The organism is Luteimonas sp. MJ250 (assembly GCF_039548455.1).
Taxonomy (GTDB): Bacteria; Pseudomonadota; Gammaproteobacteria; order Xanthomonadales; family Xanthomonadaceae; genus Luteimonas.
The window spans coordinates 538,292-563,288 of the sequence record NZ_JBCLVB010000011.1 but is presented as its reverse complement, the minus strand read 5'-3'; the positions used below and the strand labels follow the sequence as shown (position 1 = coordinate 563,288).

At 70.4% G+C, this 24,997-nt stretch carries 25 protein-coding genes and 1 pseudogene; 4 read left to right on the top strand and 22 right to left on the bottom strand.

Features of this window, described 5'->3' with window-relative positions; all coding sequences use genetic code 11:
* Positions 1–38: 38 nt before the first annotated feature.
* The 7 genes from ribB to WCE37_RS09250 all read right to left on the bottom strand — a co-directional run bounded on the left by ribB (position 39) and on the right by WCE37_RS09250 (position 6,298).
* The gene (ribB, locus tag WCE37_RS09280; protein ID WP_343279093.1) at positions 39–1,229 is read right to left on the bottom strand and encodes a 3,4-dihydroxy-2-butanone-4-phosphate synthase; all 1,191 of its coding nucleotides are present in this window, start codon (positions 1,227–1,229) and stop codon (positions 39–41) included.
* A 129-nt stretch (positions 1,230–1,358) separates the two neighbouring features.
* Complete coding sequence (locus tag WCE37_RS09275; RefSeq protein ID WP_343279092.1) at positions 1,359–1,952, bottom strand: riboflavin synthase; 594 nt, start codon at positions 1,950–1,952, stop codon at positions 1,359–1,361.
* Between the two features lie 10 nt (positions 1,953–1,962).
* Entirely contained in the window at positions 1,963–3,081 is a 1,119-nt protein-coding gene (gene ribD, locus WCE37_RS09270; protein WP_343279091.1) for a bifunctional diaminohydroxyphosphoribosylaminopyrimidine deaminase/5-amino-6-(5-phosphoribosylamino)uracil reductase RibD, read from the bottom strand.
* Positions 3,081–3,800 carry a DUF4272 domain-containing protein gene (locus WCE37_RS09265; RefSeq protein WP_343279090.1) on the bottom strand — a complete coding sequence of 240 codons (720 nt, stop codon included), beginning with the start codon at positions 3,798–3,800 and terminating at the stop codon, positions 3,081–3,083. Before WCE37_RS09265 ends, ribD begins: the two co-directional genes overlap by 1 nt.
* 5 nt (positions 3,801–3,805) lie before the next feature.
* Positions 3,806–4,339: a transcriptional regulator NrdR gene (gene nrdR / locus WCE37_RS09260; RefSeq protein WP_343254300.1), complete on the bottom strand. Its 534-nt coding sequence runs from the start codon at positions 4,337–4,339 to the stop codon at positions 3,806–3,808.
* 77 nt (positions 4,340–4,416) lie between these two features.
* Positions 4,417–5,685, bottom strand: coding sequence for a serine hydroxymethyltransferase (gene glyA, locus WCE37_RS09255; protein ID WP_343279089.1), 1,269 nt, complete (start codon positions 5,683–5,685; stop codon positions 4,417–4,419).
* Positions 5,686–5,812: 127 nt separating this feature from the next.
* The gene (locus WCE37_RS09250) at positions 5,813–6,298 is read right to left on the bottom strand and encodes an RcnB family protein (protein WP_343254302.1); all 486 of its coding nucleotides are present in this window, start codon (positions 6,296–6,298) and stop codon (positions 5,813–5,815) included.
* A gap of 170 nt (positions 6,299–6,468) precedes the next feature.
* On the opposite strand from WCE37_RS09250, the gene ettA reads away from it, so the two are divergent.
* From ettA to WCE37_RS09235, 3 genes are all read left to right on the top strand, one after another.
* Positions 6,469–8,130, top strand: coding sequence for an energy-dependent translational throttle protein EttA (ettA, locus tag WCE37_RS09245; protein ID WP_343254303.1), 1,662 nt, complete (start codon positions 6,469–6,471; stop codon positions 8,128–8,130).
* Between the two features lie 37 nt (positions 8,131–8,167).
* Complete coding sequence (gene pyrF / locus WCE37_RS09240) at positions 8,168–9,007, top strand: orotidine-5'-phosphate decarboxylase (RefSeq protein ID WP_343279088.1); 840 nt, start codon at positions 8,168–8,170, stop codon at positions 9,005–9,007.
* A 105-nt stretch (positions 9,008–9,112) separates the two neighbouring features.
* Positions 9,113–9,769 carry a hypothetical protein gene (locus WCE37_RS09235; protein ID WP_343279087.1) on the top strand — a complete coding sequence of 219 codons (657 nt, stop codon included), beginning with the start codon at positions 9,113–9,115 and terminating at the stop codon, positions 9,767–9,769.
* A 69-nt stretch (positions 9,770–9,838) separates the two neighbouring features.
* On the opposite strand, the gene pncB is transcribed toward WCE37_RS09235, so the two are convergent.
* The 15 genes and pseudogenes from pncB to gspE all read right to left on the bottom strand — a co-directional run bounded on the left by pncB (position 9,839) and on the right by gspE (position 24,257).
* Positions 9,839–11,020, bottom strand: coding sequence for a nicotinate phosphoribosyltransferase (gene pncB / locus WCE37_RS09230; protein WP_343279086.1), 1,182 nt, complete (start codon positions 11,018–11,020; stop codon positions 9,839–9,841).
* Positions 11,017–11,886 carry a glycosyltransferase family 2 protein gene (locus WCE37_RS09225; protein ID WP_343279184.1) on the bottom strand — a complete coding sequence of 290 codons (870 nt, stop codon included), beginning with the start codon at positions 11,884–11,886 and terminating at the stop codon, positions 11,017–11,019. Before WCE37_RS09225 ends, pncB begins: the two co-directional genes overlap by 4 nt.
* A 17-nt stretch (positions 11,887–11,903) precedes the next feature.
* Positions 11,904–12,767 (bottom strand): glycosyltransferase, encoded by an 864-nt coding sequence (locus WCE37_RS09220; protein ID WP_343279085.1) that lies wholly within the window; start codon positions 12,765–12,767, stop codon positions 11,904–11,906.
* Positions 12,768–12,793: 26 nt separating this feature from the next.
* Complete coding sequence (gene gspD, locus WCE37_RS09215) at positions 12,794–15,022, bottom strand: type II secretion system secretin GspD (RefSeq protein WP_343279084.1); 2,229 nt, start codon at positions 15,020–15,022, stop codon at positions 12,794–12,796.
* 18 nt (positions 15,023–15,040) lie between these two features.
* A complete protein-coding gene (locus WCE37_RS09210) occupies positions 15,041–15,841 on the bottom strand; it encodes a hypothetical protein (RefSeq protein WP_343279083.1) in 801 nt (266 codons plus the stop codon).
* Positions 15,831–16,460 carry a type II secretion system protein GspM gene (gene gspM, locus WCE37_RS09205; protein WP_343254310.1) on the bottom strand — a complete coding sequence of 210 codons (630 nt, stop codon included), beginning with the start codon at positions 16,458–16,460 and terminating at the stop codon, positions 15,831–15,833. The genes WCE37_RS09210 and gspM overlap by 11 nt, the downstream gene beginning before the upstream one ends.
* Positions 16,441–17,613: a PilN domain-containing protein gene (locus WCE37_RS09200; RefSeq protein ID WP_343254311.1), complete on the bottom strand. Its 1,173-nt coding sequence runs from the start codon at positions 17,611–17,613 to the stop codon at positions 16,441–16,443. Before WCE37_RS09200 ends, gspM begins: the two co-directional genes overlap by 20 nt.
* The gene (locus WCE37_RS09195) at positions 17,613–18,461 is read right to left on the bottom strand and encodes a type II secretion system minor pseudopilin GspK (RefSeq protein WP_343254312.1); all 849 of its coding nucleotides are present in this window, start codon (positions 18,459–18,461) and stop codon (positions 17,613–17,615) included. Before WCE37_RS09195 ends, WCE37_RS09200 begins: the two co-directional genes overlap by 1 nt.
* Before the next feature lie 122 nt (positions 18,462–18,583).
* A pseudogene (locus tag WCE37_RS09190) lies at positions 18,584–19,225 on the bottom strand (prepilin-type N-terminal cleavage/methylation domain-containing protein); the annotation flags it as partial.
* Positions 19,222–19,644: a type II secretion system protein gene (locus WCE37_RS09185; RefSeq protein ID WP_343279082.1), complete on the bottom strand. Its 423-nt coding sequence runs from the start codon at positions 19,642–19,644 to the stop codon at positions 19,222–19,224. The pseudogene WCE37_RS09190 and the gene WCE37_RS09185, both read right to left, overlap by 4 nt.
* Positions 19,641–20,111, bottom strand: a complete 471-nt coding sequence (locus WCE37_RS09180; RefSeq protein ID WP_343279081.1) for a GspH/FimT family pseudopilin — start codon at positions 20,109–20,111, stop codon at positions 19,641–19,643. The genes WCE37_RS09185 and WCE37_RS09180 overlap by 4 nt, the downstream gene beginning before the upstream one ends.
* Positions 20,112–20,123: 12 nt before the next feature.
* The gene (gene gspG, locus WCE37_RS09175) at positions 20,124–20,552 is read right to left on the bottom strand and encodes a type II secretion system major pseudopilin GspG (RefSeq protein ID WP_343279080.1); all 429 of its coding nucleotides are present in this window, start codon (positions 20,550–20,552) and stop codon (positions 20,124–20,126) included.
* A 53-nt stretch (positions 20,553–20,605) separates the two neighbouring features.
* Complete coding sequence (locus WCE37_RS09170; protein ID WP_343279183.1) at positions 20,606–21,823, bottom strand: type II secretion system F family protein; 1,218 nt, start codon at positions 21,821–21,823, stop codon at positions 20,606–20,608.
* 131 nt (positions 21,824–21,954) lie between these two features.
* Positions 21,955–22,452: a hypothetical protein gene (locus WCE37_RS09165; RefSeq protein WP_343279079.1), complete on the bottom strand. Its 498-nt coding sequence runs from the start codon at positions 22,450–22,452 to the stop codon at positions 21,955–21,957.
* 89 nt (positions 22,453–22,541) lie between these two features.
* On the bottom strand, positions 22,542–24,257 hold the full coding sequence (gene gspE / locus WCE37_RS09160) for a type II secretion system ATPase GspE (protein WP_343279078.1): 1,716 nt from the start codon (positions 24,255–24,257) through the stop codon (positions 22,542–22,544).
* A gap of 165 nt (positions 24,258–24,422) precedes the next feature.
* Here gspE and WCE37_RS09155 point away from each other — a divergent pair, with 165 nt between their 5' ends.
* Positions 24,423–24,932 (top strand): hypothetical protein, encoded by a 510-nt coding sequence (locus WCE37_RS09155; protein ID WP_343254320.1) that lies wholly within the window; start codon positions 24,423–24,425, stop codon positions 24,930–24,932.
* Positions 24,933–24,997: the final 65 nt, after the last annotated feature.

Here is a 24,997-nt window from a genome sequence, read left to right as displayed (position 1 = left end):
CGTAGCTGTAGGAGCAGCTATCGCTGCTCCTACTGGAGTCAGGCGGGATCGAGGTATTCGACAACTTCGAGACCGAAGCCGGCCAGGCCGACCTGCTTGCGGGCGGTGCCCAGCACGCGCAGCTTGCCCAGGCCAAGATCGGCCAGGATCTGGCTGCCGGCGCCGTTGCGGCGCCATTCGACCAGGGCGCCGCCGCGCGGCGGCGTGGGCGCTGCCTGCGCACCGCCAGCCGGGGCGTTCATGGCATTGGCATCGCCACCGCCACCAGCGCCGACCTCACTATCGGCGGCCGCGGACGCGTCATCCGCAGCCCGAAGGCGCTCCAGCAGCGCATCCGGCGTCTGGCCGCCGTCCAGCAGCACCAGCGCGCCGCGGCCCTCGTCGGCGATCATCGCCAGCACCTCGCCCACCGCGGGACCGAAGTCCGGCCGGCACCAGCGCAGCACGTCGGCCAGGGCGTTGCGCACCTGCACGCGCACCAGGGTCGGGATGTCCGCGTCGGGCTCGCCGCGGACCAGGGCGAAGTGCAGCGCGTGGCCGAGGCGGTCGTGATAGGTGTGCAGCCGGAACGGCCCGTGCTCGGTCTCGATGTCACGGCTGTCCACGCGCTCGACCGTGTGCTCGGTCTCGAGCCGGTGGCGGATCAGCGCCTCGATCGAGCCCATCTTCAGGCCGTGCTCGCGCGCGAACACTTCAAGCTCGGGCCGGCGCGCCATGGTGCCGTCGGGATTGAGGATCTCGACCAGCACGCCCGCGGGCTCCAGGCCGGCCAGCAGCGCCAGGTCGGCAGCCGCTTCGGTATGCCCCGCGCGCGCAAGCACGCCGCCGGGCTGCGCGGTGAGCGGGAAGATGTGGCCCGGCTGCGCCAGGTCGGACGGCGCCGCGTTCGGCCGCACCGCGGTGCGCACGGTGTGTGCGCGGTCGTAGGCCGAGATGCCCGTGGTGACGCCCTCGGCGGCCTCGATCGAGACGGTGAAGTTGGTGTGGTGCGACGAGGTGTTGGACTGCACCATCGGCGGCAGGCCCAGCTGCGCGCAGCGCTCGCGGGTCAGCGACAGGCAGACCAGGCCGCGCGCGTGGGTGACCATGAAATTGATGTCGGCGGGCCGCACGAGCTCGGCGGCCATGATCAGGTCGCCTTCGTTCTCGCGGTCCTCGTCGTCGACGATGACGACCATGCGGCCGGCGCGGAGTTCTTCAAGCAGTTCGGGGATGGGGGCGAAAGGCATGGGACTGCGACCTGGGTTGGAATTTTGCGGGGGACTGCGGGAACTGCGGGATGCGGGAATTGCGGGACTTGCAGGGGTTGCGCGGCCTCGGGGACCGGAGCGTGCCGCGAACCGGCGCCTGCAGGCGTTTCAGGGGACGCTGCGCAGACGCTCCAGATAGCGCGCGACCAGGTCGACCTCAAGGTTGACCGGGTCGCCGGGCTTCGCCGACGCGAAGGCCGTGTTGGCGACGGTGTGCGGCACCAGGGCGACTTCGAAGTCATCGGCGCCGGCGGTATTGACGGTGAGGCTGACGCCATCGACGCAGATCGATCCCTTCTGGGCGACGTATTTCGCCAGCGCCTGCGGCATGGCGAAGCGCCAGCGCTGGGCCCGCCCATCCTCGCGCACCTCGAGCACGCGGCCGACGCCGTCGACGTGGCCGCTGACCAGGTGGCCACCCAGGCGGTCGGTCGGGCGCATCGCGCGTTCGAGGTTCAGCGGCGCACCCTCGCCAAGCCCGCCAAGCGTGGTCAGCGCGAGGGTTTCGTTGCTGGCGTCGGCCTCGAAATGGCCGGCGTCGAAGGCGACCACGGTCAGGCAGACGCCGTTGACGGCGACGCTTTCGCCCAGCTTCGCATCGGCGAACGGCAGCGCGCCGACGGCGATCCGCAGGCGGGCGTCGCCGCCGCGTGCTTCGCGCGCGGCCAGGCTGCCGACGGCTTCGATGATTCCTGTAAACACGGCGCTCTCCTCAGCCCGCCGCGCCGGCGTCGACCATCGCGCGCCCGGGGACCAGCCGCAGCCGCAGGTCATCGCCCACGCTGACGTTGTCGACGATCCGCAGCGCCATTCGCTGCGCCATGTCCTGGATCTGCAGGCCGGCGAACAACGGCCGCGCCTGCGTGCCCAGCAGCACCGGCGCCACGTACAGCAGCACCTCGTCGACCAGGCCCGCGCGCATGAAGGCGCCGGCCAGCGTCGCGCCCGCCTCCACCTGCACCTCGTTGATGCCGCGGTCGGCGAGGACCCGCAGCACCGCTGCCAGATCCAGGGCATTGCCGGCCGCCGGCACCGCGACGCGCTCGCTGCCGAGTTCGCGCGGCGGCTTGGCGTTGGCGGCGTGCACGTACAGCGTGGGCGCGTCGCCCTCGCGGATGCGGCCGCGGGCGATGGTGGCCAGTCCCGGATCGAGCACCACGCGCAGCGGCGGCGCAAATTCGGCGTCGTCGTCCAGGCGCACGGTCAGCTGCGGATCGTCGGCCATCACCGTGCCCGAGCCGGTCAGCAGGGCGCCACTGCGTGCGCGCCAGCGCATCACGTCGCGACGCGAGGCCTCGCCGCTGATCCACTTGGACTCGCCGCTTTCAAGCGCGGTATGGCCATCAAGGCTCATGGCCAGCTTCACGCGCAGCCAGGGCCGGCCGCGCACCAGGCGCGATACGTAGCCTCGGTTGAGCTCCTGCGCCGCCGCCTCCATCAGCCCGTGTTCGACCTCGATGCCGGCCTGGCGCAGGCGCTCGAAGCCGCTGCCGTCGACCTGCGGGAACGGGTCGCGCATTGCCGCGACCACGCGCGACACGCCGGCCGCGACCAGCGCGTCGGCACAGGGGCCGGTGCGGCCGGTGTGCGCGCAGGGTTCCAGGCTGACGTAGGCGGTGGCACCGCGGGCACGCTCGCCGGCGGCCTCGATCGCGAAGACCTCGGCGTGCGGGCCGCCCGGCCGCTGGTGCCAGCCCTCGCCCACCACTTCGTCGCCCTGCGCCAGCACGCAGCCGACCATGGGGTTGGGGCGCGTGGTCCACGCGCCGCGCTCGGCCAGGCGCAGCGCGCGCGCCATCATCAGATGGTCGATGTCGGAATGGCCCTGCATCAGGTGATGTTCTCCACGCTGGAATAGATGGAATCCGCGCCTGCCAGCCAGTTGGCCGCGCGGTGGCGCTCGGCGGCGATGCTGGTGCAGCGCGCCAGCTGGGCATCGTCGGCACGGTCGATGCGGACGCCGTCGATGGCAAGGTCGTCGTCAATCAGGTCGGCATCGTCGATGTCCAGGCGCGCCCAGCCGCCGTTGGCGACCACGGCGGCGAAGTCCATCGGCCCCGGGCGCAGCGAGTACTCGCGCAGCCGCCAGTGCAGCGCGAGCTGGCGGGCGAGGAAGGTGTCGATTTCGCGATCGCCGCGCAACGCCGCGTCATGCAGCCGTTCCGGCGCGGCGTTATCGAGGAAGCCCAGCGTCCAGGCGACGTCGTCGGGATCGACCATGCGGTCGTGCGGCACCGGCGCATGCCGGTCCAGCGCCCAGGCCAGCACGTGGATGCCTTCGGCACGCCAGCTGGCGTCGACCATCGCGACATCGGACAGGCTGCCCAGCGGCAGACCCACCAGCGCCGCCTCGGCGGGCTCAAGCGCCGCCTGCAGCCCGGTGACGCGCAGCCAGTCGAGCATGCGCCGGTGCATGGCCGCGGCCTCGGGTTCGTCGGCGCGGGGCTCGAGCCCCGCGCGGGCGACGACGCTGGCCAGGGCCAATGCACGGCGCAGCACGTCGGTCGCCCGAGGCCTCGGGTAGCGCCCTGGCTCGCCGGGAACGGGCACCGTGCTCAGCGCTTCCGGCCCTTGCCGGATCGGGCGTCGAAGGCCGCGGGTTCGCCGTCGAGGAGCGGCAGCTGGCCCTCGCCGGGCAGGTCGCGCTCCAGGCGGTCAAGCTCGTCGCGGAAATCGGCCACGTCCTGGAACGAGCGGTAGACCGACGCGAAGCGCACGTAGGCGACGTGGTCGATCTTGCGGAGCTCGGCCATCACGAACTCGCCCACGCGGCGGGACGCGAGTTCGCGCTCGGTGGTCATGCGCAACTGGTGGATCACCGCGCGTACCGCCGATTCGATCTGTTCTTCGGTCACCGCGCGCTTGTGCACGGCGCGGTCGAAGCTCTGCCGCAGCTTGCGCGCATCGAAGTGTTCGCGGCGGCCGTCGGTCTTGATGATCGCCGGCAGCTTGAGTTCGATCGTCTCCATGGTGGAGAACCGCTCGCCGCAGGCCTCGCATTCGCGCCTGCGGCGGATGGTCGCGCCATCGTCGCTCACCCGCGAATCGATGACCCGGGTATCCACGTGCTGGCAGAAGGGGCAATGCATCGCTTCGCGGCGGCGTCAGGCGGCGTGACCGACGCCGGCCGCGGCCGCCGGCATCGCGAGTTCCGCCTGCGCGGCCATCAGCCGTACACCGGCAGCCGACGGCACTGTGCTTGCACCTTGGCACGCACGGCCTCGATCACCGCGTCGTCGCCGGGCGCGTCAAGCACGTCGCAGATCCAGCCGGCGAGCTCGGTGCAGTCTGCTTCGGTGTAGCCGCGCGTGGTCACCGCCGGGGTGCCCAGGCGCAGGCCCGATGTCACGAAGGGCTTCTGCGGGTCGTTGGGAACGGCGTTCTTGTTGACGGTGATGTGGGCGCGGCCCAGCGCCTCTTCCGCGGCCTTGCCGGTCACGCCCTTGCCGATCATGTCGACCAGCATCAGGTGGTTCATCGTGCCGCCGGAGACGATCTTGTAGCCGCGGTCGATGATCACCTTCGCCATCGCCTGCGCGTTCTTCACCACCTGCTGCTGGTAGGCCTTGAACTCCGGCTCCAGCGCTTCCTTGAAGGCCACGGCCTTGGCCGCGATCACGTGCATCAACGGGCCGCCCTGGATGCCGGGGAACACGATCGACTGCAGCTTCTTGATGGTGTCGTCGGCGCCCTCGCCCATGGCCTTGCGGCTGGCGACGATGATGCCGCCGCGCGGGCCGCGCAGGGTCTTGTGGGTGGTGGAGGTCACCACGTGCGCGTGCGGCACCGGGTTCGGATACACGCCTGCCGCGACCAGGCCGGCGACGTGCGCCATGTCGACGAACAGGATCGCGCCGACCCTGTCGGCGATGGCGCGGAAGCGCGCCCAGTCGATTTCCTGCGAATAGGCGCTGAAACCACCCACCAGCATCTTCGGCCGGTGCTCGACGGCCAGGCGCTCGACTTCGTCGTAATCGATCAGGCCCTTGTCGTCGACGCCGTACTGCACGGCGTTGAACAGCTTGCCGCTGATGTTGACCTTGGCGCCGTGGGTCAGGTGGCCGCCGTGGGCGAGCGACATGCCGAGGATGGTGTCACCGGGCTTGAGCAGGGCCAGGTAAACGGCCTGGTTGGCCTGCGAGCCGGAATGCGGCTGCACGTTGGCGTAGTCGGCGCCGAAGAGCGCTTTCACACGGTCGATGGCCAGCTGCTCGGCGACGTCGACATGCTCGCAGCCGCCGTAATAGCGCTTGCCCGGATAGCCTTCCGCGTACTTGTTGGTGAGCTGGCTGCCCTGGGCCTCCATGACCCGGGGGCTGGCGTAGTTTTCGCTGGCGATCAGCTCGACGTGGTCTTCCTGGCGCTGGTTTTCGGCGGCGATGGCCGCGGCCAGTTCGGGGTCGTAACCTTCGATACGTGCGTCGCGAGGGAACATCGTGCGCTCCAATGGCCGGAAAGGCCGCCATTGTAGCTCCCCCACCCCCCGGGAAAGGTCCCGGGGCCGGCGCGGGAGCGGCCATGGCCGTGACGCTCTGTTGCAGGCCCGGCCGCTCCCTGGAGCCTCAGCGCCCGGTGATCACGTCGGCGATGATCCCGGTGGCGATCGCCACGAGCAGGAAGTCACCGGCATCGCTGCGGCGCCAATGGTGGCCCCGCGGCGGCTGGCGCAGGCCGTAGTGGCCGTACTGGTTGACGACGTAGGTCGGCGCATAGCCGGAGTGGCCGTAATGGCGGCCGCGCGCCCACGGCGGCGGTCCGCGATAGCCCCGCGGGTGGTGCACGACGAGCGGCCGCGGCACATAGACGACGCGGGTATCACGACGGTCATGGCGGCGGTCGTGCCCGCGGGCATGGCGGCGGTCGCGGCGGTCGTGCCGGTCATTGCCGCGCGAGCGGCTGTCGCCGCGCCAGTCACGCTGGACATGGCCACGGTCGTTTCCACGATCGTGGCCGCGGCGATGGTTGTCGCGGGCCTCGGCGGGCAGTGCGAACGCGAAGGCCATCGCCAGGGTGGCGGCGGCGAGTGCAAGGCGGCTGGCGGACATCATGGTGCGGGCTCCCGGCGGTGGACTGGCCCGACTATTGCCCGCAGCGGCTGAACAGACGCCCTATCCGGCCGCCGCACCGCGGTGGTGGCCGTATAATCGCCCCATCCCAATCCACCGTTCCCGTCCGCTGCTTCCGCGCGGGCGGCGGTCACGTTGCACCGGAGTCCCCCATGTCGCAATACATCTACACCATGAACGGCGTCTCCAAGACCGTTCCGCCCAAGCGCCAGATCATCAAGGACATCTCGCTGTCGTTCTTCCCGGGCGCGAAGATCGGCCTGCTGGGCCTGAACGGTTCCGGCAAGTCCACCGTGCTGCGGATCATGGCCGGCGTCGACACCGATTTCAGCGGTGAGGCGCGCCCGCAGGCGGGCATCAAGGTCGGCTACCTGGCGCAGGAGCCGGAGCTGGATCCCGCGCACACCGTGCGCGAGGCCGTCGAGGAAGGCGTGGGCGAAGTGCTGCAGGCGCAGAAGCGCCTGGACGAGGTCTACAACGCCTATGCCGAGGAAGGCGCGGACTTCGACGCCCTGGCCAAGGAGCAGGAGCGCCTGGAGGCGATCCTCGCCGCCGGCGACGCGCACACGCTGGAAAACCAGCTGGAAGTGGCCGCCGACGCGCTGCGCCTGCCGCCGTGGGACGCGGTGATCGGCAACCTGTCCGGCGGCGAGAAGCGCCGCGTCGCGCTGTGCCGCCTGCTGCTGCAGAAGCCGGACATGCTGCTGCTCGACGAACCCACCAACCACCTGGACGCCGAATCGGTCGAGTGGCTGGAGCAGTTCCTTGCCCGCTACACCGGCACCGTGGTGGCGGTCACCCATGACCGCTACTTCCTCGACAACGCCGCCGAGTGGATCCTCGAGCTCGACCGCGGCCGTGGCATCCCGTGGAAGGGCAACTACACCCAGTGGCTGGAGCAGAAGGAAGACCGCCTCAAGCGTGAGGAGTCGTCCGAGAAGGCCCGCCAGAAGGCGATCCAGAAGGAGCTCGAGTGGGCCCGCAGCAATGCCAAGGGCGGCCGCTCCAAGGGCAAGGCGCGCCTGGCACGCATCGACGAGCTGCAGTCGGTCGACTACCAGCGGCGGCAGGAGACCAACGAGATCTTCATCCCGCCGGGCGAGCGCCTGGGCAGCAAGGTGATGGAATTCAGGAACGTCTCCAAGCGCTTCGGCGACCGCCTGCTGATCGACGACCTGAGCTTCATCGTGCCGCCGGGCGCGATCATCGGCATCATCGGTCCCAACGGCGCCGGCAAGTCGACGCTGTTCAAGATGATCACCGGCCAGGAGAAGCCGGACTCGGGTTCGATCGAAATGGGTCCGACGGTCGACATCGCCTACGTCGACCAGAGCCGCGATGCGCTGACGGGCGACCACAACGTGTTCCAGGAAATCTCCGGCGGCGCCGACATCCTCAACATCAAGGGCATCGAGATCCAGTCGCGCGCCTATATCGGCCGCTTCAACTTCAAGGGCCAGGACCAGCAGAAGATGGTCGGCACGCTGTCGGGCGGCGAGCGCGGCCGGCTGCACATGGCCAAGACCCTGCTGCAGGGCGGCAACGTGCTGCTGCTCGACGAACCGTCCAATGACCTCGACATCGAGACCCTGCGGGCGCTTGAAGACGCGCTGCTGGAGTTCCCGGGCAACACCTTCGTGATCAGCCATGACCGCTGGTTCCTGGACCGCATCGCGACCCACATCCTGGCGTTCGAGGGTGATTCGCACGTGGAGTTCTTCCAGGGCAACTATCGCGAATACGAGGAAGACAAGAAGCGCCGCATGGGTGACGACGCCGGTCCGAAGCGGCTTCGGTTCAAGGCGTTGAAGTAAGAAAACGCTCTTCGCCGTGGCAAAAAAGGAATTCCCGATGACCTTCATGCAGCAGCTGCGACACCGCTGGGACACGTCCGGGTCGCTGGTCTGTGTCGGCCTGGATCCGGAGCCGGGGAGGTTTCCGGCGCGGTTCGCGGGGGATGCGGATTCGGTATTCGGGTTCTGCCGGGACATCGTGGATGCCACGGCGGAGTACGCCTGCGCGTTCAAGCCGCAGATCGCGCACTTCGCGGCGCCCGGTGCCGAGGATGCACTGGAGCGGCTGATCGCCCATGTGCATGCCGCGCATCCAGGCATCCCGGTGATCCTGGATGCCAAGCGGGGCGATATCGGGTCCACGGCGCAGCACTATGCGTCGGAAGCGTTTGATCGCTACGCGGCCGATGCGGTGACGGTGAACCCCTACCTCGGCGGTGATTCGCTGCAACCGTTCCTCGAGCGTGCCGACCGCGGCGTGATCATTCTCTGCCGCACGTCCAACCCGGGCGCGGCGGACCTGCAGGACCTCCTGGTGGAGGGCCGTGCCGGTGGCCCCTCGCGGCCGCTGTATCAGTCCGTCGCCGAGCGTGCGGCGCGCGAGTGGAATGGCAACGGCAACGTGTCGCTGGTGGTGGGTGCGACCTGGCCGGAGCAACTGCGCGAGGTGCGCGCTGTCGTTGGCGACATGCCGCTGCTGGTGCCGGGCGTCGGCGCGCAGGGAGGCGATGCGGGCGCGGTGGTGCGCAACGCGCGCACCGGGGACGGCACCGGGCTGATGGTGAGTTCGTCGCGCGCGATCCTGTATGCATCCTCTGGCGACGACTACGCCGCCGCGGCCGCCCGCGCCGCGCGTGAGTTGCGCGACACGCTCAACCGCCATCGCGTCGCGGACTGAGCCCGGCCGCGTAGATCCGTGGCAGAAGGGATTGCCGCCGGCCTCACGCCGCATGGATATCCTGCTGGCCAACGGGGCTGCCGCCCTGAAGCCGGAAGGACGCCAATGACACGCCTGCCCCTGACCGTCGCCCTCGCCCTGGTGCTCAGCGCCTGCGGCCAGTCCAACGCACCTGCCACGTCCATGGACACCGCCTCACCCGAGGCCCTTGCCGCCGCGCCGGAGCCATCGGCGAGGGTGACCGGCACCGCGCTCATCGCAGGTACCGGTGACGCTACGCCGGCCGCCGCGCCCGCGACCGACGAAGTCGTGGCGACCGCCGGCAGCGACGCCGAAGACACGCAGTATTTCGACTTCAGCGGCCCGGCCCTGGAAAAGGTGCGCAACGAAGGGCGCGCGGCCACGCCGGAACTGCGTGATGCCGCCCGGCGCCTCGTCGACGCGACCGGCGAGGAGCGCGAATGCGGCACCTACCCCGAGGGCGAACGCTTGTTCATGCTCGACCTCGATGGCCAGCCAGGCGATGAGTCGCTTCTGCTGTACACGATGGAAGGTTGCGGCGGCGGCGGGAACTACTACGACCGCAGCGGCTACGTCCTGCGCGAGGTCGATGGCGCATGGAAGGCGGTGGCGGACTTTCCCCTGGGCACGAAGCTCGTCGGCAACGCCACGATCAGTGCGCTCGAGCCGGGCGTGGTGGTGGTGAGCCCCGAAGGCGACAGCATGGTCGAGCAGCAGCGGGTCGAGATTCCCCCGCGCTGAATCCCGCCCCTGTGGGAGCTGAACCCATAGGGCAGGCTCGGGGTGCTCCCACAGTGGATCGGGATGGCCTCAGGTCGGGGATTGCGGGACTTCGAACACCTGCCGCAGGTAGCGCAGGTAAGCCTCGTCGTCGACCATGGTCTTGCCCGGCGAATCGCTCAGCTTGGCTACCGGCTGGCCGTTGCAGGCGACCATCTTCAGCACGATCTGCAGCGCCTTCGGGCCGGTGTCGTTGCTGAGGTTGGTGCCGATGCCGAACGACATCCGGCAGCGGCCGCGGAAATGCGCGTACAGGCGCATCACCTGTTCCATGTCCAGGCCGTCGCTGAAGACCAGTGTCTTGGTGCGGGGATCGATCCGCAGCGCTTCGAGGTGGGCGAGCATGCGCTCGCCCCACTCCACCGGATCGCCGGAGTCGTGGCGCATGCCGTCGAAGAGCTTGCAGAAGAAGAGGTCGAAATCGCGCAGGAACGCGTCCATTCCGATCACGTCGGTCAGCGCGATGCCGAGGTCGCCGCGGTACTCCTGCGCCCAGGCCTCGAACGCGGCGGTCTGCGAATCACGCAGGCGCGCGCCCAGCGCCTGGTGCGCCTGCAGCCATTCGTGCGCCATCGTGCCCTGCGGCACCAGGCCGTGGCGGCGGGCGATGTCGACGTTGCTGGTGCCGGCGAACTTCGGCCCGAGCAGGCCGGCCACGCGCGGCACCAGCAGGCCCTGCCAGCTCCGCGAATAGCGGCGGCGGGTGCCGAAATCGGTGATCCGGCAGTCTTCGTATCCCACTGCGGCGTCGAGACTGTCGACCTTGGCCTGCAGCCGGCGCAGGCCTTCGCCTTCGTCGGCCGGTCCGTGCTCGCCGACCATCCAGGCCTCGCTGACGATCGCCAGCAGCGGCACTTCGAACAGGATGGTGTGCAGCCAGGGTCCCGACAGCGTCAGCGAGATCCCGCCGGGCTCGTCATCCGAACGCTCCAGGCGCACATGCTTGCGGTCGAGCTGGAACAGGCCGAGGAAGTCGACGAAGTCGGGCTTGATGAAGCGCAGGCCGCGCAGGTAATCGAGCTCGTCGTTGGACAGGCGCAGCGCGCACAGGGCGTCGATGGCGTCCGAGATCACGTCGATATGCCGCGCCAAGTCGACGCCGGGCGTGCGGCAGCGGAAGCGGTATCTGGCGTGCGCCGCCGGATAGCGGTGCAGCACCGCCTGCATCATCGTGAACTTGTAGAGATCGGTATCGAGCAGCGACGTGATCATGCGGCATCTTCCCGCATCGACTCGCGCAGCGTGCGCGGAAGGCCCGCCAGCCAGTGCATCCAGACCGCCGCCCACACGCCTGCGCGCAGCAGCGGGCTGCGCGCGGGCGCCTCGAAGCGGCTGAAGTAACGCCACAGTCCGCGATGCTTGTGCCACTCGACGAAGAACGGCCGCGAGCGCGCGGACACGCCGCGCAGGTGCAGCACGCGCACGTCGTTGGCCACCGCGATCCCGGCGCCGGCCTCGCGGGCGCGGCGGCACAGGTCAAGGTCCTCGGCGTGCAGCCGGTAGCCGGCATCGAAACCGCCGATGCGATCGAACAGCGCCCGCGGCAGCAGCATCAGCGCACCGGAGACCGCCTGCACAGGCTGCAGCGCGCGGTCGTCATCGGCCTCCACGTCCAGCGGCCGGCCGCGACCTGCGCGCAGCGGCCCGCGGAGCATGGCGGCGAAATCGGGGTCGTTGCGCCGCGCCGCGCCGTCGCGCACACCGGCCTCGTCGACGAGATCCGCACCCAGCAGCAACTCGCCATCGGCCGCGCCCGCGTGGCGCAGCATCCGCTCGAATGTGTCGGCCTCGACCATGCAGTCGGGATTGACGAAGGCCAGCCACGGCGCCGTGCCGTCGGCCGCGCCCTGGTTGCAGGCGGCGGCGAAGCCGGGGTTGTCGGGGTTGGCGATGAAGCGCAGGCGGGCGTCGGCCAGGGCGTGGCGCTGCACCACCGCCAGCGTGCCGTCGGTGGACGCGTTGTCGACCACGCGGATCTCGGCGATATTCCCAGCGGCGCGCAGTCGTGACAGGCAGGCGTCGATGCTGCTTGCACTCTGGTGGCTGACGACGACGGCGGCGACCGACGGCGCACCCACGGCCGCAACAGGCGCGCTCACGGCGCGAACAGCTCGTGCTGCGACGGCGGCTCAAGACCATCGAGGCGGTGCGCAAGCTCCCGGCGGCAGTCGCCGACTGGATCGTGCATCAGGAACTCCGCCAGCCGCGGCCGCCAACCCGGCCAGCGCGCGGCCAGCGCATCCAGGTCGCCTTCGCCCGGGCCGCCCTCGCCGCCGCGGGCGACGAAGGCGGTTTCGCAGAGCACGTTGCGCCAGCCCAGCCCGGCCATGCGCAGCGACAGGTCGATCAGGGCCGCATACCAGGAGGCGTAGCTGGCGGCGTCCAGGCCACCGGCCTTCGCACGCGCACGACCGCGGATGAAAACCGCATGGTCGATCGCGGAGGGCAGTTCCGGGCAGGTCGACGGCATGCGTTCCGCGGCCCGCGCCAGGCGCGCGAGTTCGACCTCGTCCGGCCGTGCGGAGACCTCGCCGCAGTCCGGCCAGGCCGCGGTCTCGCCGGCGTTGCACCAGGGCGTGGCGGTGGCGATGGCGCCGTCGCGCGCGGCGCATGCTGCCAGCCGCGCTGCCCAGCCGGGACCCGGCAGCGCATCGGTGGCCAGCACGATCACGTCGGCGTCGCCGCAGGCGGCAAGGGCTTCGTCCAGGTGCGCGACTTCGCCCAGGCGCCGCTGGCGCCGGGTGTACTCGGCGCGCAGCGGCGTGCGTTGCAGCCAGCGCTCGATGATCGCGAGCCCCCGGGGACCGGCCTGGGCATCGTCGGCCAACCAGACCCGCGTGCCCGCTGGCGTGCCGGCGTCGAGCGCCGCCAGGCAGGCATCGAGCACGTGGTCATCAACCGCGACCGGGAGCAGCACGATGGGAAGCTCGCCCGCGGCTTCGCTCCGCGGTCCGGGCACGCCGGCGCCCCGCCCGCCGGCCATGCTCAGTCGGTGGTCCGGTGCAGCGGCTCCAGCGCGCGGAAGCGGCGGCCGTATTCGTCGGTCAGGTTGCGGGCGTCGTTGCCGTCGCGAACCAGGGTCGGCGTCAGCAGCACCACGATCTCGCTGCGCTCGGTACGCGAATTCTGCGACCCGAACAGTCCGCCGATCACCGGGATCCGGCTCAGGCCCGGAATGCCGGAGGCGCCCCGGGTCACGCCGTCGGTGATCAGGCCGGCCAGGAACACCGTATCGCCGCTCTGCACCACCGCATTGGTCTTGAGCCGGTTGGTGTTGATGGTGCGGTTGCCGTTGGCATCGGTGTCGGTCGGCGCGCTGACTTCCTGCACGATGTCCAGGAACACGGTGCCGTCGCGGGTCACGCGCGGCCGCACCTTGAGGATGGTGCCGGTGTCGAGGTACTGCACCTGCCCTACGGTGTCGCCACCGCCAAAGCCGGGGTTGTAGGACACCGACGTGATCGGAATCCTGTCGCCGACGTTGAGCGTCGCCTCGTAGTTGTTGCGCACCAGCACCGACGGGGTCTGCAGCATCTGCACGTCCGAGACCTGGTCCAGCGCGCGGATGACCGCGGCGGCATCGTTCTTGACCAGGGTCCAGACCGCGCCCGGGTTCGCCACGGTACCGAGCGCGGCACCGAGCGTGCTCCAGCCGCTGGGGCCGCCCGCGGCCGGGGCCGGGAAGGGACCGATGCCGTTGTCGGTCATGCCTTTTTCAAGGAACCAGCTCACGCCGTATTCCAGGCCGCCGGACAGGGTCACCTTGACCACCTGCGCCTCGATATGGACCTGCAGCGGCATCACGTCCAGACGGTCGATGACCTCGCGGATCGAGCGCCAGGCCTGGCCGGTGGAGCGCACCAGCAGCGTGTTGCTCTCGTCGACCGCGGACACGCCCACTTCGCTGCCGTCGACCTCGAGGGTGACCGAGGCATTGCCGCCCTGGCGTTCACCCAGCGACAGCGTGCCGCCGCCGAGACCGCCGCCGCCACTGCTACTACCATCGCGGCCAAGGCTTGCGCTGGACACCCCACCGTCCATGCCACCGTCGTCGATTTCCGTGGACTCAAGGCCCGGCATCAGCGATGCGCCGCCGCGGCCACCGCCGCCGGAGCGCCCGCCGCCGCCGCTGCCGTAGACCTCCGACAGACGGTCTGCCAGGTCCTTGGCGGTCACGTACTTCAGCTCGTAGGAAAACAGCTGCACGCCGCCGCCGGCGCCGTCGATGCGGTTGATCCACTGTTCGATCTGGTCGAGGTAGGCCGGCTGCGAGGTGATCACCAGCACGGCATTGGCGCCTTCCAGCGGCATGAAGCGGAACATCCCCGCCACCGGCGAACTGCTTTCCGCGCCGAAGACCTTTTCAAGGTCCGCGACCACCTGCGGCGCACGTCCGGCAACCAGTGGAAACACGCCCACCGACATGCCCGACAGCCAGTCGACGTCGAAGATCTGGATCGTGCGCAGGTAATTTTCCAGCTCCTGGCGCGAGCCGGCGACGGTGATGACGTTGCGGCCGGCATCGACGCCGACGATGGCGTTGGCGCGCGCATACGGCTGCAGCACCTTCTCCATTTCCACCGCGGAGATGTACTGCAGCGGCACCACGCGGGTTTCGAAGCCGCGCGCGCCGGTGGCGGTGCCGGTGCGCGCCGCGACCGCGCCGCTGGCGACCGCGCCTTCGGCGGGCACGATGTTGTAGCGGCCGTCGGCATAGATCATGCGGGCGTTGTTCCAGCCCAGCACCATCTCCAGCAGGCTGAGCGCCTGCGCCGGGCTGACGGTCTTCGGCGTGGCCAGGGTCACGGTGCCCTGCACGCCCGGTGCGATCACGTAGTTCTGGCCGAGCATGTCGCCCAGGATCACCTTGACCACGGCGTGCAGCGACTCGCCTTCGAAGTTGAAGGTGGCATCGCCGGAGGTGCCGGCGAGGTTGGGCGGCGGCGAGGCGGCCAGCGATTCATTGATGACCCGGCCGTCGCCGCGGTGCTTCTGCGCCCGCGGGCCGTCGGGGAGCGCCTGCTCGGCGATGCCGTCGCCGCCAAGGGCTGCACCCGCGTCACGCGGGACCCCGTCGACCTGGATCACCGGGGCCGGCATGCGCGCCTCGCGGCGCACGTCGGGCACCGGCGCCGAAGCGCAGGCGGCCAGCAGGGTGGCAAGGAGTGCGGCAAGCGCCGGCTTGAGGGTCTTGGTCAGGGTCATCTTGGGCATTCTAGGGATTCGGGCCGGTCACTGGCTTTCTGCTTCCTGCTGGGCCTGCTCGCGCTGGCGCGCGCGGCGCGCCTCGATGCGCTGGCGGATGGCATTGACCTGGTCTTCCGGAGAGGTCTCGGCGGCGACTTCGGCGTCCGGCGCCGGCTGGCCGGGTGCCGGCACTTCGACTTCGGTTGGCGCAGGCGAGCTCGAGGTCGTCACCACCACCGGGCGGTTGCCGGCCCCGCCATTGCCACCCTCGTCGCTGGCCGTGCGTCCACGGGCCGGAGCATCGCCGGCGGCGGGCGGGGTCGACATCGCCGTCGGGGCCTCGCCGCCAACGCCGTCGAACACCCGCAGCTCCAGCGTGCGCTGGCCCTCGGGGCCATCGAAGACGGCACTGCGCGGCGTCAGCGAGGCCAGCTGCCAGCCCGGCGCCCCCGCCGCGCTTTCGCCCACCTTGAGCCGCAGCGATTCGCCGCCCTCGGCGGGCTGCACGATCGCCACCCCGAGCCCCGGTGTGAGCAGGATGCTGGTCAGCACGTACTCGAACTCCGCCGGCGCTTCCTCCCCCTGCGGATTGATGAAGAAAGGCTGCGGCCGGCGGTCGGTGGTGAACATCGGCCGGTCACCCAGCTCGGCGTACTGCGCCAGCGGACCCAGGCGCTCATCGCCGGGCTGGACGGCCGCGGGCAGGGCCTGCACCAGTTCGGGATCCGGCGGCAGGCGGTCGACGCGCCCGCCGAGCCCGAACAGGCCCAGCGTCCAGGTCGCGAGCGCCCACAGCGCCACGGCGCCGAGCACCCAGGTGCGCGCGCCCGGGACCTCAGCGCGCATCATTGCCTCCCTGGCCCGGGGCGACGGGCGCCGGCCGCAGGTAGCCATACAGGTCGAAGGTGATGTCCAGCCCTGCGCCCTGGGCGCCGTTGCCGGTGCGCCCGAAGACCTGGCGCGGAGCCAGCACGTTGAGGTTGTCGACGAACAGCCGCGGCGAGCCGCCCTCCAGCGAGTGCAGCACCGCCGCGAGCTCGGGATTGCCGCAGTGCAGGCGCACCTGGACCACCGCGCGCGGGAAGCGGCCCTGGCGCGGCTCGGTCATCGGCGAGCGGTTGCGGATGGCGCAGCTGCGGTTGCCCGGGCTGGCCTCGAGCACGGCGGTTTCCAGGCGCGCGATCAGCGCGGCGGTGGCGAGCTCCGTGCTGCCTTCGGCCATGAATCCGGGCACGCGCGCGGCGATCTCCTGCACTTCGGCCATCCGCTCCTGCACGTGCGGGGCCTGTGCGAGCTCCATGCGCACGCGCAGGTCCCGCTGCTGCAGGCTTTCGATGCGCTCGCCGACGTCGAGCATCGGCGCCGTCCACCACGGGTGCACCAGCACCAGGTAGGCCACGGCAAGCACGCCGGCAAGGACTGCCAGCGCCAGCCAGCGGTCGCGGTCAGGGATTGCTTCGCGCACGCGCGGGCTCCGGGTTCTGCGCGGCCGCGGCCGGGGCCACCACCAGTTCGGCGGTCAGGGTGAAGCGGTCGCGGCCGCTGCGTGGATCCGGCTGCAGCGCCCCGGCCAGCGCCGGCGAACGCCACAGCGGCGAACCTTCCAGCCGCTGCACCAGCGAGGGCGCCTCGTTGCTCAGGCCGATCAGCAGGATCCGCGTGTCCTCGATGGACAGCTTTTCAAGATAGGTGGAGTCCGGCAGGCGCCGCGACAGTTCGTCCATCACTTCCACCGTGGTCGGGCGCGCGGCGCGGGTGGCCTGCAGGAAGGCCATGCCTTCGACCAGGTCGACCAGGGCCTGTCGCTGGGTGGAGGCGCCGCGGGCCCGGGTCGCGGCCTGCGCGACTTCGGCTTCGAGGGCGTCGGCCGCGGCGCGGCGGTTGTCCAGGACCTGCCACAGCGCGGCGGCGGTGGCGACCACGGCCACCAGGCCCAAGGCCAGGTTCCAGCTCATCCACGGGTCTGTGCGGCGGTGGCGGCGCGCGCCGGGCAAGAGGTTCACGCCCAGGCCCGAGCCGTCGCCGGCATCCACGTCGACGCCGGTCAGGGTGGTGGCCAGCGGCCCGAGCGCGGCCAGCCGCGCCTCGAGCGCCTGCCGCGGGACCACCACGAGTTCGGCTTCGACCTGGCCGTCGGCACGATGGCCCACCAGGCGCGCGTCGTACTCGACCTCGGCGGCGGGGAATGGCGTCTGGCGCTCGATCTCGAAGCCGAGGACCTCGTGCAGGCGCGCACTGGCCGCCGCCGGCAGCGGCATGCGCCGGCGCAGCGCGGCGGCTTCGGGCAGCAGCAGCCAGCGCGGCAGCTTGGCCACGCGCTGTGCCAGCAGCGAGGCCAGCGGGTCGTCGACGCCTTCCGGCAGCGGCGGCAGGTCGCCCAGCGTTCGCGCCCCGGCGCCGCCGTCGATGGCTACGCGCAGGCCGTCGGCAGTCACATGCAGCAGCAGGCGCTCGCGCGCGAGCCCGAACAGCTCGCGCAGGCGCAGCGGCAGCCAGGTGGCGAGCGCCTGCGTCCACCAGCGCCAGAAACCGGCAGCGCGCGGGCGCAGCGAGCCACCCAGGCGTCCGAGCGCCCGGCGACGCGGTGTTACAGCAGCGGTGTCGTTTGCGACGGCCATCAGCGCGGCGTGGCTCCCTCTTCCCATTGCAGCGGGACGTACGCCGAACCCGGCAATCCGCCCCCTCCTGCGCGAACCACGGCGCGCAGCACGGCCTGGCGACCATCGGCGAGCCGGGCGCGGCTGTCGATACTATACGTGCCGCTGCCGCCGCCCACGAGATCGGGCGCTGATGCATCGTCCGCGTCGCGCTGCATCAGGATCGCCTGCGGGTCGACGCCAATCGCCTGCAGCACGGCGCCGCCGGCAAAGCGCTGGTCGGGCTGCGGCAGGCCGCTGAACACGGTGAGGTGCGGTGCGACGGCTTCGAACAGGCCGCGGTCCATGCCGAGCACCTGCTCGAGCTCGGGCACGGTTTCGAAGGGCGCGTTCTTGGCACCGTAAGGCCGCTCGGCCTGTGCGTATTGCGGAGCCTCGGCGCCGCCCATCGGCTGGGTGAGATCGTCGGCGTCGCGCCAGTCGACGATCGCGGCCGCGACCGCATCGGCCCGATCCTGCCCGGCGCCGACCGCACGGAGCAGCGCCGACAGCAGGCCCACGTCCGCGGCGTTGAGATCGACCTTGCCCGACTCGTCCACGATCCGGACCTCGACCGTCGCCGCGCCGAAGTTCCAGCGATACGGGCGGCCGTCGGGCATCCAGGCATAGTCGGGCTCCTGCGCCTGCACCCGGACAAGCGCGTACTCCAGGCCAGCGCGCGCAGCGGATTCGGCGGCAACCGCGCCGTGCAGGCCGCGCCCCTGCATGTACTCGATGCGCGCGGTCGCCGCATAGGCGCCGATCAGCGCGGTCAAGAGCGCCACCAGCCACATCACCAGGATCAGGGCCGCACCCCGCTGCGTCGACATCAGCGCCTCCCCGGGAACCGGTCGCGCACGCGGGACCGGCCGTTGCCATCGCCCCGTCCGGGCCGCGGGCCAGGTCGTTGTAGGGGCCGCTGGGCAGGCCGTTGCGCGGGCCCCAGGCGCGAGCGCCCGCTGCCCATGTGCGGTGTGGTTCCGGCCTGCGGCAGCGCGACCACCAGCGGCGGCCAGGCACCGCCGCCCGCGCTCTCGATCTCGATCGACACCTGCAGCGGCAGCGTTTCGCTGGATTCCCAAGCATCCAGCCAGTCGGTCAGGCCGTTCTCGTCATCAAGCCCGCGGTAGAGGATGCGCAGCCCGGTCAGGCCCTCGACCAGCGGCTCCGGCTCGCGCGGCCGGTCCTCTTCGATGGTTTCACCGGCCAGCACCATGGCGAAGGACACGGCCAGGGCGGTGTCATCGCCCTGGCCGTACACGGCGATGTCATGCAGGTGCGGACCGCCGCGGCCGAGGTAGCTGGGCAGGTCGGCGACGAAGCGGATGCGGTCAGGTTCGCCGATGAAGCGCAGCGCGCCACCGTTGTCGGGATCCTGGCCGAAGGCGATGGCCTGCGCCGCGGCAAGGCGCCGGCGCAGGAAACCTTCAACCGCACGCATGCGCTCGCTGCGGGCGGCCATGGCTTCGCCACGTTCGACGGTGGCCGTGGCCGCGCGCAGGGTCGCGAAGCCCAGCGCCAGGCCGCTGGCCAGCAGCGCCGTGGCCAGCAGGACCTCGATCAGGGTGAAGCCGGCGGCCCGGGTGCGGCTCATGGCTCCGTCCCCGGCTCTGGCTGCACCAGGCGCAAGGAGTCGACCACCAGCCGCTGCGCGCGCGTGCCGTCGCCCCATGCAAGCTCCAGGCGCAGCTGCATGAGCTGTGCGGCGAACGGATCCCGGGGCGCACCGCCCGGACGCAGCGGATCGACCCAGGGCGCGACCTCGAGCTGCCAGCGGTAGCGGCCGTCCTCGAGATCACCTTCATCGCGCCCGGGCCGCAGCGCCTCGCCAACGCCGATATCGGCCAGCAGGGATTGCGCGTGCAGCGCCGCCCGCCCTGCGTCCGCCGACCAGCGCACCTGGCGCGTGCCGCCGGACAGCGTGCCCAGCAGGAAGGTCAGCGCCAGCGCCAGCACCACGAAGGCCACCAGCACTTCCAGCAGCGTGTATCCGCGTTGCCGCTGCCGGATCATCGCGGCTCGGCCCGGTGCACGGTCACTTCACCGGTCAGCCAGGCCACGTCGATGTCGAACGCGGCCTCGTCGCGGCTCAGCTGCACGCGCCCGCCGGTGGACGCGCCGTCGCCGAAGAACATGATCGCGCCGACGCCGTCCGCCGGCTGCAGCTCGCGGGCACCAGTGAAGTGGATGCCAAGCGACGCCGGCACCTCGCCGCTGCGTCCATCCGCGGCCTGCCACAGATGCCCGCCGGGATCGATGCTGAAGGTCTGGGGCACGCCGGTATCGAGCGCGCGGGCGCGGGTGAAGCGCAGCTGGGTGGCGACCTCGCGGGTCTGGCTGCGCAGCTCCATGCGCGCGAAGCCGCCGCCGACCACGCCCGCGGCCAGCACGCCGGTGGCGGCAATCAGCACCATGACCAGCAGCAGTTCGAGCAGTGAGAAGCCGCCGCAGCCGCCCGCACCGCCGCACCCGGCGTTCATTGCCGCGACTCCCTATTCGTAGCGGATGTCCGCGTCCACGCTTTCGCCACCCGGCTTGCGGTCGGCGCCATAGCTGACGATGTCGAAGGCGCCGGCATCGCCGGGCACGCGGTATTCGAAGGGCGTGTTCCAGGGATCGTTGAGCTCCGAGGCCTTGGCATAGGGCCCAAGCCAGCCCGCCGTGCCGCCGGGCGAATTGACCAGCTCCGACAGGGCGTTGGGCAGGCTGCCGGTGTCCATCTCGAACTGGTTGATCTTCTCGGCCATGGTCTGCACCTGCGCTTCGGCCAGGCGGACCTTGGCCCGATCGCCACCGCCCATGATGCGCGAGGCCGCGAACGCGACGATGCCGCCCATGAGCATCACCACGACGATGATCTCGATGAGGCTGAAGCCGCCCTGGGACCGGCGGGGGGAAACGGTGAAGGGTCGCTTGTGCATGGAACCTGCCTGTATTGATGAAGGGAGTCGGGTGCCCGCGGCCGGGCAGGCGGCTAGCCTATGACATTGGTGAGGTCGTAGATCGGTACCAGGACCGCCAGGATCACCACCATGACCACCACCGCCAGCAGCAGGGTGATCACCGGGACCAGCGCGGCGAGCATGCGGTCCAGCGCCTGGCCGGTTTCGGCCTCGAAGGTGTCAGCGGTCTTGAGCAGCATCGTGTCCAGCGCGCCCGATTCCTCGCCAACCTGCACCATCTGCAGCGCCAGCCGCGGGAAACGCTTGCCCCGGGCCAGCGCCGTGGACAGCGCGACGCCGTTCTTGACCTCCTCGCCCGCTGCTTCGACGTCGGCTGCGAGCGCGCGGTTGCCGAGGACATTGCGGCCGATGCCCAGGGCCGCTATCAGCGGCACGCCGTTCTTCAGCAGGGTGCCCAGGGTGCGCATCAGCCGCGCGGTCTCGATCCGGGCCACCAGGCCGCCGACGAACTTGAGTCCAAGCAGCCATTCATCGAAGCGGGCGCGGAACGCCGGGTCGCGCAGGCGGCGGTCGAACCACAGCGCTGCCAGCGCCGGCACCGCCAGCAGCACGATCCACCAGTCGCGCACCAGTTCGCCCAGGCCGAGGACGATTTTCGTGAAGAACGGGAGCTCCGCATCCAGGCTTTCGTACATCACGCCGAACTGGGGCACCACGTAGCCAAGCAGGAACAGCAGCGCCAGGCCAACCATCAGGATCAGGATCGCCGGGTAGATCAGCGCGTTCATCACCCGGCCGCGCAGCGAACGCGAGCGCTCCAGATAGTCCGCCAGGCGCTGCAGCGTGTCCTGCAGGGTGCCGCCGGCCTCGCCGGCGCGGACCATGTTGATGTACAGGCGCGAGAAGCTGCCGTGCTGGCGCTCGAGCGCGGTCGACAGCGCCGTGCCGCCGCGCACCTGGTCGCGGACGTCGCTGATGGTGCGCTTGGCGCCTTCGTCCTCGGGCAGGTCGAGCAGGATGGTCAGCGCGCGATCCAGCGGCTGGCCGGCGCCGAGCAGCGTCGCCAGCTGCTGGGTGAACTGCACCAGGCGTTCGCCCGAGAACGGCTTGGGCTTGAACAGCGACCTGAGCGAACCCTCGCCGCCGCCTTCACTGGCCAGCCGGGCTTCGACCGGCAGGTGGCCCTGCTCCTGCAGGCGCAGCACCACCTCGGCGTCGCTGGCGGCCTCCATCTGGCCGTCCAGGGTCTCGCCGCGGGTGTTCAGTGCTTTGTAGCGGTAGAGCGGCATCGGCGGGGCGGACATTCGGACACGGGGCCGACACGTTACCGCAGGTCGCGGCGGTGCTGGGCGCGGCGGAAGGGCAAGGCGTCGCGTGACGCGCCGCCGCCGGATGGGCAGCGGCGCGGCGGCAGCCGGGTTCAGCCGACGGTTTCGGAGTAATGAAGCCAGAAATCGTTGAGGCCAGTGCCCGGTGCAAGCTTGCATGACATCGCGAGGAAGCTGGTCGGGAACTCGGTGGCCCCTTCGACGAAGTCCGACGCATTCCAGAAGAACCCGCCATAGCCGTAGGCGGTATCGGTGACCTTCGTCGCGTAGTAGTTGGTCCCGCCGTGCCAGCCAGTCACCGCCGTGCAGGCAACCGGTGCGTCACTGCCGTCCTGGCTCGAGACATAGACCTCGAGACCTTGGACCTGGCCCTGGGTGGGGATCGCGCAGGTCACGAAGACACTGGTCGTGCCCTCGTTCTGCACCGCAAGCGGGCGCTTGCGCAGTGCGTCATCGAATTTCGACAGCGACGCCTGGCAATGCGCCGCGGCGTTGAAATACTGGGTGCGCTCGACCGCCGGCACTCCGGCCTGGGCGACGCCCGCGGCCAGGACGGCCGAACACAGCAACGACTTCGTCAAGAACTTCATCCAATTCCCCCTGTTGCCGGCGAGAAGAATGGCGCGCCGGCTCCGCCGCATCCTGTCTATCATGGATTCATCCCGGCATGGGCGGCGGCTCAGGCGTCCTCGGTCACCCGCAGCACTTCCTCGATGGTGGTCATGCCGGCCATCGCCTTGATGATGCCGTCCTCGTACATCGTGCGCATGCCCGCTTCGCGGGCGAGCTGCTCGATCTCGCCCATGCCGGCATGGCGCATCACCGCGCGGCGCAGCGCGTCGTTCATCACCAGGAACTCCATGATCGTGGTGCGGCCGAGATAGCCGGTGGGCGCGATGGCCGAGCCGCGCGGGCGGTACAGGAAGATGTCGCCCTCGGGCTGGTACTTGCGCAGCGCGAACTTCTCGATCTCCTCGGGCGATGCCGGGTAGCGCTCCGCGTGCGTCGGCTCCAGGCGGCGCACCAGGCGCTGGGCGAGGATGCCGTTGATGGTCGAGGTGAGCAGGTAGTCCTCCACCCCCATGTCGAGCATGCGGGTGATGCCGCCGGCGGCGTTGTTGGTATGCAGCGTGCTGAGCACCAGGTGGCCGGTCAGCGCCGACTGGATGGCGATGCGCGCGGTCTCGAGGTCGCGCATCTCGCCGATCATGATGATGTCGGGATCCTGGCGCACGATCGAGCGCAGCGCGTGCGAGAAATCCAGGCCGATCTGCGGCTTGGCCTGGATCTGGTTGATGCCCTCGATCTGGTACTCGACCGGATCCTCGACGGTGATGATCTTGACGTCGGCGGTGTTGAGCTTCGACAGCGCGGTGTACAGCGTGGTGGTCTTGCCGGAGCCGGTGGGGCCGGTGACCAGCAGGATGCCGTGCGGCTGCTGCAGCACGGCCTCGAACTGCGGCAGGAAGTTGTCGGTGAAGCCGAGCTTGTGGAAGTCGAACACCACCGTCTCGCGGTCGAGCAGGCGCATCACCACGCTTTCGCCGTGCGCGGTGGGCACGGTGCTGACGCGCAGGTCGAGCTCCTTGCCCTGCACGCGCAGCATGATGCGGCCATCCTGCGGCAGGCGGCGCTCGGCGATGTTGAGCTTGGCCATGATCTTGATGCGGCTGATCACCGCCGCGGTGAGGTTGGTCGGCGGGCTTTCGCCCTCCTCCAGCACGCCGTCGACGCGGTAGCGGACCTTCAGCCGGTTCTCGAACGGTTCGACGTGGATATCGGAGGCGCGCAGCTCGACCGCGCGCTGGATCACCAGGTTCACCAGCCGGATCACCGGGGCTTCCGAGGCGAGGTCGCGCAGGTGCTCGACGTCGTCCATGTCGCCGCCGTCGCCTTCCGCGCTTTCGACGATCGCACCCATCGCGCTGCGGCCCTGGCCGTGCCAGCGCTCGACCAGCCCCGCTATTTCCGAACGCAGCGCCACGCTGACGCGCACCGCCTTGCCCGTGGCCAGGCGCACGGCGTCGAGTGCATAGGGGTCCTGCGGATCGGCGGCAAGCACATCGATGACCCCATCGCCCTCGCCCACCGGCACGACGTGGAACTGGGTCATGAAGCGCGCGGTCAGCGGCGTGCCCTCGGGCGGCATCTCCGGCAGGTCCTTGACGCTGGCAAGCGGCAGGTCCATGACCTGGGCGCAGGCCTCGGCGTGGTCGCGCTCGGACACCAGGCCCAGGCGCCCGAGCAGCGACAGCAGGCTGCCGCCGGTTTCCTCCTGCAGGCGCCGCGCGCGGCCGAGGTCGGCGTCTTTCACCCGGCCCTTCTCGAGCAGGGCAGCGACGATGCGTTCGTCGGCCGTGGTTTCCAGGGTGGCGTGGGCGCTCACGGTATTCATGCTGCGTCTGCAGGGCCTGTGTGGGTGGCGGGACTTTAGCAGGCGGGAGGCGGCGCGACAGGCCACCACCGGTGTCCGGCAGCAGGCCATGCCATGCCATGCGCATGTGGCGGTTCACCAACGCCTCCTGCGATCTACCTCCGTCAACCACGGAGGCAATCACCAATGAAGTTCCAGGCCATCGCATCTCTTGCATTGATCACCAGCGTCGCCTTTCCACTGGATTCCCATGCGGCAGATGTCACCCGCGACGAGCAACGTCCGGCCGCCGACATCTGTCGGCCCGCCCTGCCCGCCTACGACGGGAGGATCCGCGTCAGGCCGCTGGGCCTTGTCAACGAGTCGTCCGGCACCGCTTTTGTCACCTGCGCACTGACCGGGCACAGCGCCGGAAGGACCAATGTGATCGAACTCGTGTTCATGAACCCCAGCGCCGTGACGAGGAGCTGCACGCTGGTGTCGTGGCGGGCCAGCACCAACGGCGGAATCTCGGCGCTCGGGTACCAGGCGGGATCCACGTCGATGTTGGAGGGTTATGAAAACCACATCAGGTGGACCAGTGCCATCCATAACGGCGGAGCGGCGTACGCATCGGCCGCGATCAGCTGTGCGCTGTCTCCAGGAGATGGAATCCGGCACGTCCGGCAGATGTTCGTCGAGAACATCGGGCAGTAAGCCTGCAAGCAGCGCATCTCCGCAGCTGGAATATGCCGCGGCCGTGGCCGGGGGCGGGGCGGGGC

Excerpts from the sequence above, each read along its gene's own strand:
- ribB (WP_343279093.1), bottom strand. The coding sequence starts at position 1,229 with ATGCCTTTCGCCCCCATCCCCGAACTGCTTGAAGAACTCCGCGCCGGC.
- ribD (WP_343279091.1), bottom strand. The coding sequence starts at position 3,081 with ATGCAGGGCCATTCCGACATCGACCATCTGATGATGGCGCGCGCGCTG.
- nrdR (WP_343254300.1), bottom strand. The coding sequence starts at position 4,339 with ATGCATTGCCCCTTCTGCCAGCACGTGGATACCCGGGTCATCGATTCG.
- glyA (WP_343279089.1), bottom strand. The coding sequence starts at position 5,685 with ATGTTCCCTCGCGACGCACGTATCGAAGGTTACGACCCCGAACTGGCC.
- WCE37_RS09250 (WP_343254302.1), bottom strand. The coding sequence starts at position 6,298 with ATGATGTCCGCCAGCCGCCTTGCACTCGCCGCCGCCACCCTGGCGATG.
- ettA (WP_343254303.1), top strand. The coding sequence starts at position 6,469 with ATGTCGCAATACATCTACACCATGAACGGCGTCTCCAAGACCGTTCCG.
- pyrF (WP_343279088.1), top strand. The coding sequence starts at position 8,168 with ATGACCTTCATGCAGCAGCTGCGACACCGCTGGGACACGTCCGGGTCG.
- WCE37_RS09235 (WP_343279087.1), top strand. The coding sequence starts at position 9,113 with ATGACACGCCTGCCCCTGACCGTCGCCCTCGCCCTGGTGCTCAGCGCC.
- pncB (WP_343279086.1), bottom strand. The coding sequence starts at position 11,020 with ATGATCACGTCGCTGCTCGATACCGATCTCTACAAGTTCACGATGATG.
- gspD (WP_343279084.1), bottom strand. The coding sequence starts at position 15,022 with ATGCCCAAGATGACCCTGACCAAGACCCTCAAGCCGGCGCTTGCCGCA.
- WCE37_RS09210 (WP_343279083.1), bottom strand. The coding sequence starts at position 15,841 with ATGCGCGCTGAGGTCCCGGGCGCGCGCACCTGGGTGCTCGGCGCCGTG.
- WCE37_RS09200 (WP_343254311.1), bottom strand. The coding sequence starts at position 17,613 with ATGGCCGTCGCAAACGACACCGCTGCTGTAACACCGCGTCGCCGGGCG.
- WCE37_RS09195 (WP_343254312.1), bottom strand. The coding sequence starts at position 18,461 with ATGTCGACGCAGCGGGGTGCGGCCCTGATCCTGGTGATGTGGCTGGTG.
- WCE37_RS09185 (WP_343279082.1), bottom strand. The coding sequence starts at position 19,644 with ATGATCCGGCAGCGGCAACGCGGATACACGCTGCTGGAAGTGCTGGTG.
- WCE37_RS09180 (WP_343279081.1), bottom strand. The coding sequence starts at position 20,111 with ATGAACGCCGGGTGCGGCGGTGCGGGCGGCTGCGGCGGCTTCTCACTG.
- gspG (WP_343279080.1), bottom strand. The coding sequence starts at position 20,552 with ATGCACAAGCGACCCTTCACCGTTTCCCCCCGCCGGTCCCAGGGCGGC.
- WCE37_RS09170 (WP_343279183.1), bottom strand. The coding sequence starts at position 21,823 with ATGCCGCTCTACCGCTACAAAGCACTGAACACCCGCGGCGAGACCCTG.
- WCE37_RS09165 (WP_343279079.1), bottom strand. The coding sequence starts at position 22,452 with ATGAAGTTCTTGACGAAGTCGTTGCTGTGTTCGGCCGTCCTGGCCGCG.
- gspE (WP_343279078.1), bottom strand. The coding sequence starts at position 24,257 with ATGAATACCGTGAGCGCCCACGCCACCCTGGAAACCACGGCCGACGAA.
- WCE37_RS09155 (WP_343254320.1), top strand. The coding sequence starts at position 24,423 with ATGAAGTTCCAGGCCATCGCATCTCTTGCATTGATCACCAGCGTCGCC.